This window comes from Arthrobacter sp. 7Tela_A1 (assembly GCF_049311065.1).
Classification (GTDB): Bacteria; Actinomycetota; Actinomycetes; order Actinomycetales; family Micrococcaceae; genus Arthrobacter_B.
The window spans coordinates 46,539-60,964 of sequence record NZ_JAXIOO010000022.1 but is presented as its reverse complement, the minus strand read 5'-3'; the positions used below and the strand labels follow the sequence as shown (position 1 = coordinate 60,964).

Here is a 14,426-nt window from a genome sequence, read left to right as displayed (position 1 = left end):
CCCCCCCCCCCCCCCCCCCCCCCCCCCCCCCCCCCCCCCCCCCCCCCCCCCCCCCCCCCCCTCGGTGTTACCTTGGGCGGTTCCCTTAGGCGGGGCCGGTGCCGAACAGCAGGCCGAGTGCGTAGGTGACCGCGGCAGCGCCCAGGCCGATGGCCAGCTGCCGCAGCCCCCGCTTCAGCGGTGAGGCTCCGGAGAGCAGTCCCACGACGCCGCCGGTGAAAAGCAGTGCGATTCCCACCAGTGTGCAGGAGAGGACGACGGCAGAGAGCCCGCCCATGCCGAACAGGTACGGGAGCACGGGGATGATGGCGCCCGAGGCGAAGAAACAGAAACTGGACACGGCCGCTCCGATCCCCGTCCCGACGGACTCGTGGTCATCTCCGGCGGCTTCCTCCATCTTTTCCGGCTGAAGGGAAAGCGACGGATCGCAGTCGCAGGTGAAGAGCCCCATCCTCTCGGCGGCCCGGTGCTCGGCGGCTTCCCGGCTCATCCCGCGGGCACGGTAGACCAGGACGAGTTCGTTGGCGTCAATATCCAGCGACTTCGCCGCCGACAGGGTTACCTGTGTGGGACGGGAAGCTTCCAGCAGCTCGCGCTGGGAACGGACGGAGACGTATTCCCCGGCTCCCATCGACAGTGCGCCCGCCAGCAGCCCGGCAATTCCGCTGAACAGGATGAATGTACTGGAAACGCCGGTGGCGCCAATGGCCATGACCAGCGCCAGGTTAGAGACCAGACCGTCATTGGCGCCGAAAACCGCTGCCCGGAAATTACCGGACAGGCGTATACGGCCCCGCGTCGCCAGGCCCCGGATTACCTCTTCGTGGATCTGCTCGTCGGCTGCCATGGCGCTGGTGGCAGAGGGATCGTCGCTGTAGGGCGAGCGGCCCTCGGCGCGCTGGGCAAGGGCCAGGACGAAGACGGAACCGAAGCGGCGGGCCAGCAGGCCCAGCATCCGGTTGCGCAGGGAAGGGCGGGTCGGTTTGTCCGCCTCGGGCCCCAGCAGCTGGCGCCAGTGTTCTTCGTGGCGGCGTTCAGCGTCGGCTAAGGCGAGGAGGATGTCCCGTTCTTCGCCCTGCCGGCGGTCAGCCAGATAGCGGTAGGTAGCTGCTTCAGCCTTCTCGTCAGCCAGATACTGCCGCCATCGGCGGAGCTCCGCAGCGGACGGTTCGCCGCGGTCTGGGGGCCTGGGCCCGGAAGTCGGTGGGGTGCTCACTTACGCTCCTGCTCATGGCCGGAGCGGAAAAGGGGCTCCGGCCAGCTGTCAAAAAACTGGCCGAAGGTCTCGCTCGCCGGGTGCCGTGCACCGCGGTGGACTGCCGGGCTGCTGCGCAGCCAGTATGTCGACAGGCCTCGATTTGAGCCGATTTCATTGCGCACGACCGCGAAACTAAAATTGGAACAAACCTGAGCTACTCCCCTTCGGTTCCCCAGTCTAGCGGAGGACCCGGCGCAAGGCTGCGCAGTAAGGGAGGGGATGTTGGTGCGTATGCCCGCCTAAGCCGGGTTCCTGAACCTGGCTGTGAACCGGATAGAGTCGATGCCGTGAGCAAAGCTGCCAAAGGACTTTTCGAACATAACAGGCCCTGGATGCGCCACTATGCCGAAGGAGTGCCTACGGACCTTGTGCTCCCCACGGGTTCCCTGGTGGACATGGTGGAGGAATCCGTCAGCAAATACGGTTCCAAGCCGGCGCTGCAGTTCTTCGGTGCCACTGTTTCCTACCGTGAGATGGGTGAACAGATCCGGCAGGCTGCAGCCGGTTTGAAGCGGCTGGGTGTGCGTCCCGGGGACCGGGTCGCGCTTGTGCTGCCGAATTGCCCCCAGCACGTCGTCGCGTTCTACGCGGTGCTCCGGCTCGGTGCGATCGTCGTCGAACACAATCCGCTGTACACGGACCGCGAGCTGCGCCACCTGTTCGAGGATCACGGTGCCACCGTGGCGATCGTCTGGGACAAGGCAGTCGAACGGATCCAGGGACTTCCCGCAGACATCCCCGTCCGGACCATCGTGTCGGTGGACCTGATCAGCGCCATGCCGCGCACCATGCGGCTGGTGCTCAGCCTTCCGATCCCCGCCGCCCGGCGGAGCCGGAGTGCCCTGACCGCGGACAAGAAACCGCGGAGCGCCGGACGGCCTGTCCTGGAATGGAAGAAACTCCTGGACAACCGCCCCCTGCCGCGGCGCCACCCGCGTCCGGCGGCCGAGGACCTTGCCGCGATCCAGTACACCTCCGGCACTACGGCTGACCCCAAGGGTGCCATGCTCACCCACGCGAACCTCATGGCTAATGCGGCCCAGGGACGGGCGTGGATTCCGGGACTGCGCAAGGGCAAGGAAACGGTTTACGGCGTCCTGCCGATGTTCCACGCCTACGGCCTGACGCTGAGCCTGACCTTCGCGATGAGCATTGGCGCGAAGCTGGTCCTTTTCCCGAAGTTCGACGTCGACCTGGTGCTGAAGGCTGCCAAGAAGACCCCGCCGACGTTCCTGCCCGCGGTGCCGCCCATTTACGACCGGATCGTGGAAGGCGCTGCCAAGGAGGGCGTCTCCCTCAAGGGCGTCCGCTTCGCGATTTCCGGGGCCATGAACCTGCCCGTCGCCACAGTGGAAGCCTGGGAAAAGGCCACAGGCGGCTACCTGATCGAGGGCTACGGCCTGACCGAGACCTCGCCCGTGGCACTGGGCAATCCCATGGGGCCGACCCGGAAAGCCGGCACCGTCGGAGTCCCTTTCCCGCTGACGGACATCAGGGTTGTCGATCCGGAGGACCCCACCAAGGAAAAGCACCGCGGCGAAGCCGGCGAACTGCTGATCCGCGGTCCGCAGGTCTTCCAGGGATACTGGAACAAGCCGGCCGAAACACGCGCGGCGCTGCTCGACGGCGGCTGGTTCCGCACCGGTGATATCGTCTCGGTGGACGACGACGACTTTGTGACGGTCCGGGACCGGATCAAGGAACTGATTATCACCGGCGGCTTCAATGTCTCCCCCTCGGAAGTGGAAGAGGCCCTGAAGCGCCACCCCGCGGTCGCTGAAGCGGCAGTTGTGGGTCTGACCCGCCGCGGCGGCGGGGAAGACGTGGTGGCTGCCGTGGTCGTCCGTCCCGATGCCGATTTCGACCCGGACAAACTGCGGACCTACGTGCGTTCCGAGCTGGCGGCCTACAAGGTGCCGCGCCGGATCGTGCAGATCCCGGATCTTCCGCGTTCCCTGATCGGCAAGGTGCTCCGCCGCCACGTGCGGGAATCGCTTCAGCCTCAAGGAACCGGCGAAGACACCGGAACCACAACCTAGACGGGGGACCCGAAAATCCATGGATAGCCAGCCCGGCTCCAGGCCGAACACGACAGAGCCGCGCAGGCAGCAGGGGTATTGGAGCGACGGCCTTGGCCACGCTGCGCTGCGCTCAGCGCAGGTCCTCCTGGTCCTCCTCCTGATCGCGGTAGCGGTCTTCGCCTTGAAACAGGTGACCCTGGTGGTCATCCCTGTGCTGCTGGCATTGATCCTGGCAGCCGCGATCGCGCCCTTCGTGAACTGGCTTCGCCGTAAGGGCTGGCCGGGCGCGCTGGCGACAGGAACGTCTTTCCTGCTCCTGCTGGCTGTCTTCGGCGGACTGGTCACCGGGATCGTCTTCGCAGTCCGCAGCGAATGGCGAACCCTGGTGGACCAGGCAATGGCAGGCTTCGACGAGCTCTATGAGCTCATCCAGAGCGGCCCCCTGGCCATTGACTCCTCAGTCATCGAGGACTCACGGGACGCGGTACTCGACTTCGCGACGTCGTCAACGGCAGGCAACGGAGCCCTGGCCGGACTTTCGGCGGCAGGTTCCTTCGCCACCGGTTTCGTCCTCATGGCCGTCGTGCTGTTCTTCTTCCTCAAGGACGGCGACAAAATCTGGGCCTTTATCCTGCGCTGGTTCAGCGGCGAAAGCCGTCGGAAGGCTGACCTCTCCGGAGCCCGCACCATGGAGGTCCTGGGCAATTACGTGCGGGGGACCGCCATCGTGGCGGCGGTAGACGCTGTCTGCATCGGCGCGGCCCTGTTCCTCCTCGGTGTGCCGCTGGCACTGCCGCTTGCCGTGATCGTCTTCGTCGGCGCCTTCATCCCGCTGGTGGGTGCCACAGCGGCAGGTGTCCTGGCAGCCCTGATCGCGCTGGTGGCAAACGGTCCGTTCGTGGCCTTGATCGTCATCATCGTGATCATCGCGGTGAACCAGCTTGAGGGGAACTTCCTCCAGCCGGTGGTGATGGGCAAGACCCTCAGCATTCACGCCCTGGTGATCCTGCTGGCGCTGACAGCCGGGACCATCCTGGCCGGCATCATCGGTGCCATCCTGTCGGTGCCGATCGCGGCTGTCGGCTGGGCAGTCATCAAGGTCTGGATCGGCGAGGATACCGGCGACCCGGCCGAGGTGCCCGAAGTGGCGGACCTCCGCGAAGACGAGCTCCAGCAGGGGAACGAACCTTAACAGAGCACCGGGGCCGGACGGGCAGGGGATGAACCGTCCGGACCCGGTGCAGCACTGGGGCCGGTCACGAACCGGCGGGGTACGGGGAAACTTATGTTTACCTGTACGCTAGTGCGCAGCCCAGCAGCCGTCAATCAGGCCGAAATACGAGGGTAAAGCCCCGTCTTATCCGCAAAAAAGGATCTCCCGTTCATGAAGGCTTTGTCGGTTGAACCCAGCAACGCTCCGTTGGCCATCGGTTCCCGGATCAGGGCTGCGCGCCAGGCCAGGCACCTCACGATCGAACAGGTGGCCGACTCAACCGGCCTGACCAAGGGTTTCCTCAGCCGGGTGGAAAGAGACCTGACATCGCCCTCCGTGGCGTCCCTGGTGACGTTGTGCCAGGTGCTGTCCATTTCCATCGGCGACCTCTTTATGCCGCCCGAAACCACGCTGGTCCGCTGGCCCGAGGCTCCCGGCATCAACCTGGGCGGGGACGGCATCAACGAGAGACTCGTAACGCCCCGCACCGAACGCCGGGTCCAGGTGATCCGGTCGGAAATCGTCCCCGGCGGCTCCGGGGAAGCGGAACTGTATTCCGTGGACTGTGACGTCGAGGTGCTGCACGTGGCCGCAGGACGGCTGGACCTGGTCTTCACGACCGAAACCATGTCCCTGTCGGCCGGGGATACGGTGACCTTCCCGGGCAAGGAGCCGCACTCCTGGCGCAATCCCGATGACGCGGCTCCCGCCGTCGTGATCTGGACCCTGGTCAGTCCCGGCACGGCCTAACCCCCTACCAATCCCTGGGGCGGACGCGCACAGTGGGCGCATGCACCAGGACCGCGAACTCACCGAACGCCGCATCGCCCGTTTCCTGGCCCAGCGCCTGACCTCCTCGATCTGGACCGCGCCCGTTCCGCTCCGTGCCGAGGCCTGGGACTGTCCCGGCGAGCCGGTCAGCTTCGCGGAAGCGGCCGCGCAGGATTACCGGCCCTTTGCACCCGGCAGCCCGTGGGGAAAGCCCTGGCAGACGACGTGGCTCAGGCTGACCGGTTCCATCCCGGCAGCTCCGGACGGATTTACTGCCGAAGCCGTGATCGACCTGGGATTCAGCACGGACATGCCAGGCTTCCAGGCAGAGGGGCTCGTTTACTCGGTGGACGGAACCGTCCTGAAAGCCCTGGAGTCCACCAACATGGCAGTGCCCTTGACCGGCCCGGCCGGGTCCGAGGTGACGCTCTATGTCGAAGCTGCCGCCACGCCCAATGTGATCGGCAGCTTCAGTTTCCTGCCGACTCCGCTGGGAGACAGGGAAACCGCCGGAACCGACCCGCTCTATCTCTTCCGCCGGGCCGACGCAGCACTGCTGGACCGGCAGGTCTGGAACCTCGCGCAGGACGTCGCCGTGCTCTGGGGGCTGATGCACGAGCTTCCCATGGAATCACCGCGCCGGCACAACCTGCTGCGCGCGCTGGAGCAAGCAGCCAACGCCGTCGTACCTGGCGATGTGCACAACAGCGCTGAGGCCGCCCGGCGCATCTTGGAACCGGCATTGTCGGCGCCGGCGGCGGCCAGCGCCCACCTCCTGCACGCCGTCGGGCACGCCCACATCGACAGCGCCTGGCTGTGGCCCGTGCGTGAAACCCGGCGCAAGGTCGCGAGGACCTTCGCCAATGTCCTCGCGCTGATGGAGACGGACCCGGACTTCGTGTTCACGGCCTCCTCGGCGCAGCAGTACGCCTGGCTCAAGGAGGACCATCCGCAGCTCTTTGCGCGGGTGGCGGAGCGCGTCGCAGAGGGGCGGTTCGTGCCCGCCGGCGGTATGTGGGTGGAGGCGGATACCAACCTGCCCTCAGGGGAGTCACTGGTGCGGCAGTTCACCTTCGGGAAGCGATTCTTCATGGAGAATTTCGGGGTTGAGCCCCTGGACGCCTGGCTGCCCGACTCGTTCGGGTATTCGGGGGCCCTGCCGCAGATCGTCCGGTCGGCCGGTTCCCGCTGGTTCCTTACCCAGAAACTGAGCTGGAACGAATCCGACGTGATGCCGCACCATACGTTCCTGTGGGAAGGCATCGACGGAACACGGGTTTTCACGCATTTCCCGCCGGTGGACACCTACAACTCGGCCCTGACCGGCCAGGAACTGGCCCGGGCCGAACGGCAGTTTCGGGACAAGGGTGCCACGAACCTTTCCCTGGTGCCCTACGGCTGGGGCGACGGCGGCGGAGGCCCAACGCGCGAAATGCTGGCTGCAGCGCACCGCACGGCCTCGCTGGAAGGATCACCCCGGGTTCAGCTGTCCAGTCCGCGCACCTTCTTTGAAGAAGCCGAGGCCGACTACGCCGAACCGCCGGTCTGGTCCGGTGAGATGTACCTGCAGTTCCACCGTGGAACCTACACATCGCAGGCCCGGACCAAGCGCGGAAACCGGCGCAGCGAGTCGCTGCTGCGCGAAGCCGAACTCTGGGCAGCGACCTCAGCCGTCCGCACCGCGGCACCTTACCCCTACGAGGAACTGGAGGAGGCGTGGAAGACGGTGCTCCTGGGACAGTTCCACGACATCCTGCCGGGGTCCTCGATTGCCTGGGTGTACCAGGACGCTGAGCAGGCCTATGAACGCACCGAGGCCAGCCTGGAAACCATCATCGACCGCGCCCAGCGGGCACTGGCCGGTGACGGCAACGGCACTCTGGTCTTCAATGCTGCCCCAATACCGCTCCAGGGTGTCGATCCTCTTGGGGCATCTGCTGCCTTGCCTGCCGCGCCGGGCCGGTTGGCGGAGCTCGACGGCGGCGGCTGGGAACTCTCCTCCGAGTATCTGAGCCTGCGCATCGACCCCTCAGGCGTAATGACGTCCCTTCGGACTGCCCAGGGACGCGAACTGGTGCTGCCGGGCCACCCGGCGAACGTGTTCCAGCTCTTCCGGGACACTCCCAACCAGTGGGACGCCTGGGACATCGACGCGGCAGACCGGAGGAGCGCCGCGGCCCTCCTGGTGCCGGACTCCATGGACAGCGGGGACGGGAGCCTCACGGCCACGTACTCTTTCGGAGCATCACGGCTGCAGGAGCGGATCAGCCTGAGTCCGGACGGACGGTCGGTTGACCTGGCGGTTACCGTCGACTGGCACGAGAAGCAGAAACTTCTCAAGCTGGCGTTTCCGGTGGGGGTGCTGGCAGACCGGGCTGCCTCGGAGATCCAGTTCGGCCACATCCAGCGGCCGACCCACGCCAACACTTCCTGGGACCACGCACGCTTCGAGACACCGGCGCACCGCTGGGTGCACGTGGGGGAGGACGGAGTCGGAATCTCCCTGGCGAACGATTCAACCTACGGCTATGACATCACCCGCATCGGGAACCGGGACGCCGGCACCGGAACGCTGGTCCGGGCTTCGCTCCTGCGTGCCCCGCTCTTCCCCGACCCCGGCGCAGACCAGGGCGAACACATGTTCCGTTTCTCGCTGCGCCCGGATGCTGCCGTGTCCGATGCCGTGGCCGACGGGTACCGGCTGAACCTTCCGCCCAGGAAGGTCTCCGGGGCCGCCTTCACACAGATGCCGCCGGTTGCGTCACTGAGTCCCGCCGGCGTCCTGATAGAGGCCGTGAAACTGGCCGATGACCGCAGCGGCGATGTGGTGCTGCGGCTCTACGAGTCCTTGGGCAGGCACACCGCTGCGTTCCTGGCACCGGGATTTGAGGTCCGGGGCGCTGCCCTCACCGATTTGCTGGAACGTCCGGCAGGCGAGGACCCGGTCCGTGACGGGCGCGGATACGTCCTGGACTTCAGGCCGTTCGAAGTGAAGACTCTTCGCTTGTCCCGGTGAGCCGCCCCAGATAGCCCAGTGCGCCGTTGATGTTGGTTCCGGAGGAGCGGAATCCGATGTAGCCGTCGGGGCGCACCACGATGATCTCGGGGCGGCGCGCGGAGAGCCCAAGCCGTTCAAAGGCCAGCCCGCTGGTGTCCTGGATGATGCCCGGGCCACCGGGAGTCAGGCGGCTGCCAACTACCAGCCGCTGCACGCTGAGCAGGCCGTCAACGGCCGGAAGCGCGGCATGGAACTGCTGCGGGGTGTCTTCAGGCCATCCGGGGCCGGTGAGCAGGACGTGGAAACCGGGGGAGGACACCAGATCCTGCAGCCTGCGCTCGCGCTCCTGGTAGGTCACGACGGCGTCCGGCAGCCGGTCCCCGGGGCGCGGACCGGACGCCAGGGCGGCGGGCAGGCGGTTCCCGCCGGTCTCGGAGAGATCGCTGCCCCGGTAGTGAATGCCCAGCTGGGACATGGTGCGGAAGGCCCGGCTGCGCAGGCGCTCGCTTGCGGCGGCCAGGGGAGCCAGTGCGGGAAGCAGTTTGGTGCGCGGGAGTTTCTTCACACTGTTGCGGGTAGTAGCGAGTTTGAAGAGACGGTCGGTGAAGCCGACAATCTCCCGCGCTACCGGACGACGCTCGGCGTCATAGCTGTCAATCAGCTCGTCGCTGGCCAGGCCGCGTGCACCCAGGGCGAGCTTCCAGCCGAGGTTCAGCGCGTCCTGGATCCCGGTGTTCATGCCCTGGCCGCCGATGGGGGAGTGCACGTGGGCTGCGTCTCCGGCCAGGAAGACCGATCCCCACTGGAAGTACTCGGCCATCTGGTGGGAAAGCCTGAAGGTGCTCATCCACTGCGGATCCCTGAGCTTCAGGGTGCCGCCGGAGAACTTGTCGGCGGTTTCCTGCAGGCTTGAGAGCGTGGTTTCGCTTGTGTCGCCCTTGTCCTTCAAGCTGATCATCCGCCATGATGCAGGCGAACCGAGCGGGAAAAGCACCATGAAACCGTCGTCGGTGGGGTAGGCGTGGACGGCGGAGGGTTCCGCGCCGTCGATCTCCAGGTCGGCCAGGACAAAGGAATCTTCGTAGCCGGAACCGCGGAAATCCATCCCGGCACGGCGGCGGACGGCGCTTCCCACGCCGTCGGCCCCAACAACGTAGCGGGCACGGATGCGGTCGATCCCGCGGTCCTGGCGCTGGATGCGTGCTTCCATGCCGGCAAAGGGATCTTGGGGGTCCAGGCGGTCGAGCTCCAGCAGTTCGGCGCCGCGTTCCACGCGCACGCCGCGGCTGGCCAGGTAGGAGGTGAGGATGCTTTCCGTGTCCGACTGGGGCAGGAACAGCAGCTGCTGGTAGGCGGAGTCTTCGATGCCGACGTCGAAGAGGTCGATGGATACGGTGTCTTCAGGAAGGTGCAGGTGGAGCTGCGTGGCCGCGTTGCCGCGGCGGACCATGGCATCGCTGACGCCGAAGGGCCGCAGCGCCTCTAGCGTGCGCGGCTGCACGGCGAGCGCCCTGGATTGGGTGGACGGGGCCTGCCGGCGGTCGATGATCCGGAAGCTCGTGCCGTAGCTGGCCAGCTGGGCCGCCAGCGCGAGTCCGGTTGGTCCGGCACCCACGATCAGGACATCGACGTCGTAGTTCATTCCATCATTCTTCGCACTGGGTTCCGTGTCCGCCATAGTCACAGCCTAGTCTTGACGCCGAGAGCCGTTCCACTTTAGCGTAGCGATAAACATTTGATGCATATTGGATAACTTTTTCCCTTGCGGCCGATAGCATCAAGGTAAGCGCCGTTCCGGCACCGAAGCAGATGAACCGGGAGATATACCTAGTGGACAAGCCCAACACCCAGCCCCGCGTCAGCGCCAACGGCAAGGTTGGACCGATTGACGCCGCGCAGGTGCCGCGTTATGCCGGTGCCGCAACGTACGCGCGCCTGCCCCGGCTGGACCAGGTGAACCACGCCGACGTGGCCGTCGTGGGCGTTCCGTTCGACACCGGTGTCTCCTACCGGCCCGGTGCCCGCTTCGGCGGAAACCACATTCGTGAAGCCTCCCGCCTGCTGCGGCCCTACAACCCGGCCCAGGACACCTCGCCGTTCGAAAACCTCCAGGTCGCAGACGCCGGCGACCTGGCCGTGAACCCGTTCAACATCAACGAGGCGATCGAGACCATCCAAGCCGGTGCCCTGGACCTGACCGAGGGCGGCACCAAACTGCTGACCCTGGGCGGGGACCACACCATCGCCCTGCCGCTGCTGCGCGCCGCTGCCGAGCGGGCAGGGGAGCCGGTGGCCATGCTGCACTTCGATGCACACCTGGACACCTGGGACACCTACTTTGGAGCCGAATACACCCACGGCACCCCGTTCCGCCGGGCGGTGGAGGAAGGGATCCTGGATACCGAGGCGATCTCCCACGTCGGTACGCGCGGCCCGCTGTACGGCAAGAAGGACCTGGAGGATGACAAGCGCTTCGGCTTTGGCATCGTCACCAGCTCCGATGTCTTCCGACAGGGCGTCGATGAAGTTGTCGCCAAGCTGCGGGACCGGATCGGCAACCGCCCGTTGTACATCTCGGTGGACATCGACGTGCTTGACCCAGCCCACGCTCCGGGCACCGGAACGCCCGAAGCCGGCGGCATGACCAGCCGCGAACTGCTGGAAATCCTGCGCGGTATGCGCGGGATGAACCTCATCGGAGCCGACGTCGTGGAAGTGGCACCGGCTTACGACCATGCGGACATCACCGCCGTCGCGGCCTCACACGTGGCCTATGACCTGATCACCCTGATGGGCCTCTCCTCATGACCGGGGCAGCGGACGGGGCAGTGCGCAACGGCGGGGACCTCGTCGTCGAGACCCTGGAAGCCCTGGGCGCCACCACGGTGTTCGGGATCCCCGGCCAGCACGCGCTGGGCCTGTTCGATGCCCTCTCCCGTTCCACGCTGGAGTTTGTCTCCTCCAGGGTGGAAAACAACGCAGCCTTCGCCGCCGACGGATTTTCCCGCGCCACGGGCAAGGTGGGCGTCCTGTTCCTGTCCACCGGCCCCGGGGCGCTGACCTCGCTGGCGGGCCTGCAGGAGGCATATGCGACCGGCGTTCCCATGGTCGTCGTCGCCAGCCAGATCCCCATTGAAGGCCTGGGAGCGCGGCGGCGGGGCATGCTGCACCAGCTCGATGACCAGAAGGCATCGGCGGCGAACGTCACCAAGAGCCAGCGCCTGATCCAGCACGCCTCGGGCATTCCGTCGGCTATCCAGGATGCCTGGACCGAAGCGATTTCCGCACCCATGGGGCCGGTCTGGATCGAGGTTCCGCAGAACGTCCTGCTCGGTCCGGTCATGGTGCCGGCTGTTGAAGATGCACTCGCGGAGCCGTTCGACAACCCGCCGCGCAGCGAGCTGGTCACCGAGGCGGTGAAGTGGCTGAGTACGGCCCGGCGTCCGGCCATCATCGCGGGCGGCGGCACACGCCGCGGCCACGGTGAAGAGCACCTGCTCTCGATCGCGGAGAAGCTGCGCGCTGCGGTCATTTGCACGCCCGGCGGCAAGGGTGCCTTCCCCTGGGGGCATCCGCTGTCCCTGCAGTCCTGGATCGAAGACCGCTGGGCCACGGACCTCCTCGAAGAGGCAGACGTCCTGGTGGTGATCGGGTCCTCCCTGGGGGAAATCACCTCCAACTACTTCACGTTCGCGCCGCGCGGCCGGATCATCCAGATCGACGCCGAACCCCGGGTCCTGGAATCCAACGGTCCGGCGCTGGGCATTCGGGCGGATGCCGGACAGGCGCTGGCAGCGCTCGACGCCGCGCTTCCGATTCCGGAGCTGGCGCCGGACTGGGCCGGCCAGACGCCCGAAGAGCTGGTCCAGGACACCCTCGGCCGGATTACCGCCCGGCTGGAGGCCCAAGACCTGGCTCCGGAACGCACGTTCATGGCAGATATCCGCGCTGCCGTTCCGGACGGGATGCAGACGTTCTGGGATATGACCATTGCGGCGTACTGGGCCTGGAGCTGCTGGGATGCCAAATCCGGCCAGTTCCACTCGGCCCAGGGCGCCGGCGGCCTGGGCTTCGGTTACCCGGGTGCGCTCGGTGCGGCCGTGGGAACCCGGGACAGGGTGCTTGCCGTTTCCGGTGACGGATCGGCCATGTACTCCATTGCTGAACTGGCTACTGCCCGGCAGCATGACCTGCCGGTCACGTGGCTGATCGTGGACGACGGCGGCTATGGAGTGCTGCGCGAATACATGGTCGACGCGTTCGGCAAGGCCACGGCCACCGAGCTGGCCGGTCCGGACTTCGTCCGCCTGGCAGAGTCCTTTGGAATCCCGGCGCGGCGCGTCGCTCCGGGGAACGTAAGGCCGGCCCTCGAAGAATCCTTTGCTGAAGAAGGGCCCAACGTGGTGGTGGTGGAAACCGTCCTGCGGCTGTTCGCGCCCACGCACCTGGTGCCCTAGCGTCCAGCAGCCCTTAGTTGCCTGCGATAAAGTTATCTCAGGCAACTAAGTGGAGGTTTCCGGTGAACATTGTTCCCATGCGGCAGAACGCTGCCCCAGGAGGGCCAGGCGCATGGAATTCCTGATCCTGCTGATTGGACTGCTGTTCGGCACGGTGCTGGTGGTAGGGATCGGAGAACGCATCCGGCTGCCGTACCCGGTGCTCATGCTGATCTTCTCCGCACTCTTCGCTTTCCTGCCGATGATTCCGGAAATTCACATCGACCCGGAACTGATCCTTCCGCTGTTCCTGCCGCCACTGCTCTACGCCGCTGCCCAGCGGAGCTCCTGGTCGGTGTTCCGGCTGCGCTGGCGCTCGCTCATCCTTCTGGCCGTGGCCCTGGTTGCCGTGACAGTGGCCGTGGTGGCCGGGGTTTCCTGGGCGCTGGTTCCCGCCCTGGGCCTGCCGGCTGCCATTGCCCTGGGGGCGATTGCCGCCCCGCCGGATCCGGTGGCGGTGGAAGCCGTGGCGGGCAAGGTGAACATGCCGCGGCGGCTGATCACCGTGCTGCAGACAGAGGGACTGTTCAACGACGCCATGGCGATCGTCATTTTCCAGGCTGCCGTCGCCGCGGCAGTCAGCGGCGGGGACGTTGGCTGGTCGATCATTCCCAGTTTCCTCATTGGTGCGGCCGGAGCCGTGGTGCTGGGCCTGGCCATGGGATGGCTCGTGGGCGCGCTCAACCGGTTTGTGCCGAACCTCGTGGCACGGTCCGCTGTGACGCTGGTGGCGCCCTACGCGGTCTACATCCTCGCTGAGGAACTGCACTTCTCCGGTGTGGTTGCCGTGGTGGTGACCGCCTTGGAGCTTGGCCGCCGTGCCCGCCCGCAGGACTCGGAGGAACGGCTCACGCGCACCGCCTTCTGGGACGTCGTCGAGCTGCTCACCACCGGTGTGGCCTTTGGGCTGGTGGGCATCGAGATGCGGTACGTCATCGAGGACGAAGGCCGTGAAATCTTCAGCTTCATCCCGGGCATCGCTGCTGTCTGTGCCGCGGTGATCCTGGTCCGCTTCCTCTGGATGTACGGGCTCTACCGTTTCGGCGGCACCGAACGGCTCAGCCACGTGCCCGGGTCCATGAAAGAAGTCCTTGTGCTCTCCTGGTGCGGCATGCGCGGTCTGGCCACGCTGGCCCTCGCCTTGGCAATGCCTACGACCACCCTGGCCGGAGAAGACCTGCCGGGACGGAACTTCATGATCGTCACAGCCGGGGCAGTCCTGCTGGTCACCCTGGTACTGCCCGGACTGACCCTGCCGTGGTTGATGCGCCGCCTGGCGCTGCCCAGCGACCACGGCGCGGTTGCCAAGCAGGAACGGGAGCTGGCGCGGCGGGCCGAACGGGTAGCCCTGGAAACCATGAAGCGCTCGACCGCGGCGGACAAGCTGCCGCCGGAGCGCCGGGCGGCACTGGCCCGCCGGATGTCCTCCCTGCACTCCATTCTTGAGCGCGACTGGGAAGCGGATCCGCAGAAGATGCTGCAGCTCAAGGCCACGCTGGAGATCATGGACCAGGTTCAGTACGAGGCCCTGGCCGAAGCCCGCAAGGAAGTACTGGCTGCCCGTCGGCAGTCAGGCATGGACCCCGAGGCCGTGGACAGGGTGCTGCGGCGCCTGGATCTGCGGACCGTGACCCTGGACCGGGGAAGCCACTAGGTGTCCCGATAAGAC

General features: G+C 66.6%; 9 protein-coding genes. 7 read left to right on the top strand and 2 right to left on the bottom strand.

All coding sequences use genetic code 11. The features are described from left to right. Window positions 1-85: 85 nt before the first annotated feature. The gene (locus TVB01_RS10745; protein ID WP_422455892.1) at window positions 86-1,216 is read right to left on the bottom strand and encodes a VIT1/CCC1 transporter family protein; all 1,131 of its coding nucleotides are present in this window, start codon (window positions 1,214-1,216) and stop codon (window positions 86-88) included. A gap of 329 nt (window positions 1,217-1,545) precedes the next feature. Here TVB01_RS10745 and TVB01_RS10740 point away from each other — a divergent pair, with 329 nt between their 5' ends. From TVB01_RS10740 to TVB01_RS10725, 4 genes are all read left to right on the top strand, one after another. Then, entirely contained in the window at window positions 1,546-3,297 is a 1,752-nt protein-coding gene (locus tag TVB01_RS10740) for a long-chain-fatty-acid--CoA ligase (RefSeq protein WP_422455891.1), read from the top strand. Window positions 3,298-3,316: 19 nt separating this feature from the next. Beyond that, window positions 3,317-4,471, top strand: a complete 1,155-nt coding sequence (locus TVB01_RS10735; protein WP_422455890.1) for an AI-2E family transporter — start codon at window positions 3,317-3,319, stop codon at window positions 4,469-4,471. Between the two features lie 192 nt (window positions 4,472-4,663). Next, on the top strand, window positions 4,664-5,242 hold the full coding sequence (locus tag TVB01_RS10730; RefSeq protein ID WP_422455889.1) for a helix-turn-helix domain-containing protein: 579 nt from the start codon (window positions 4,664-4,666) through the stop codon (window positions 5,240-5,242). 40 nt (window positions 5,243-5,282) lie between these two features. Beyond that, window positions 5,283-8,279: an alpha-mannosidase gene (locus tag TVB01_RS10725; protein WP_422455888.1), complete on the top strand. Its 2,997-nt coding sequence runs from the start codon at window positions 5,283-5,285 to the stop codon at window positions 8,277-8,279. Here TVB01_RS10725 and TVB01_RS10720 read toward each other — a convergent pair. Then, the gene (locus tag TVB01_RS10720) at window positions 8,239-9,939 is read right to left on the bottom strand and encodes an FAD-dependent monooxygenase (RefSeq protein WP_422455887.1); all 1,701 of its coding nucleotides are present in this window, start codon (window positions 9,937-9,939) and stop codon (window positions 8,239-8,241) included. The genes TVB01_RS10725 and TVB01_RS10720 overlap by 41 nt on opposite strands. A gap of 152 nt (window positions 9,940-10,091) precedes the next feature. On the opposite strand from TVB01_RS10720, the gene speB reads away from it, so the two are divergent. The 3 genes from speB (at window position 10,092) to TVB01_RS10705 (ending at window position 14,411) form a co-directional block, all read left to right on the top strand. After that, the gene (speB, locus tag TVB01_RS10715; protein ID WP_422455886.1) at window positions 10,092-11,069 is read left to right on the top strand and encodes an agmatinase; all 978 of its coding nucleotides are present in this window, start codon (window positions 10,092-10,094) and stop codon (window positions 11,067-11,069) included. Beyond that, a complete protein-coding gene (locus TVB01_RS10710) occupies window positions 11,066-12,718 on the top strand; it encodes a thiamine pyrophosphate-binding protein (protein WP_422455885.1) in 1,653 nt (550 codons plus the stop codon). The genes speB and TVB01_RS10710 overlap by 4 nt, the downstream gene beginning before the upstream one ends. Before the next feature lie 112 nt (window positions 12,719-12,830). After that, window positions 12,831-14,411: a Na+/H+ antiporter gene (locus tag TVB01_RS10705; protein ID WP_422455884.1), complete on the top strand. Its 1,581-nt coding sequence runs from the start codon at window positions 12,831-12,833 to the stop codon at window positions 14,409-14,411. Window positions 14,412-14,426: the final 15 nt, after the last annotated feature.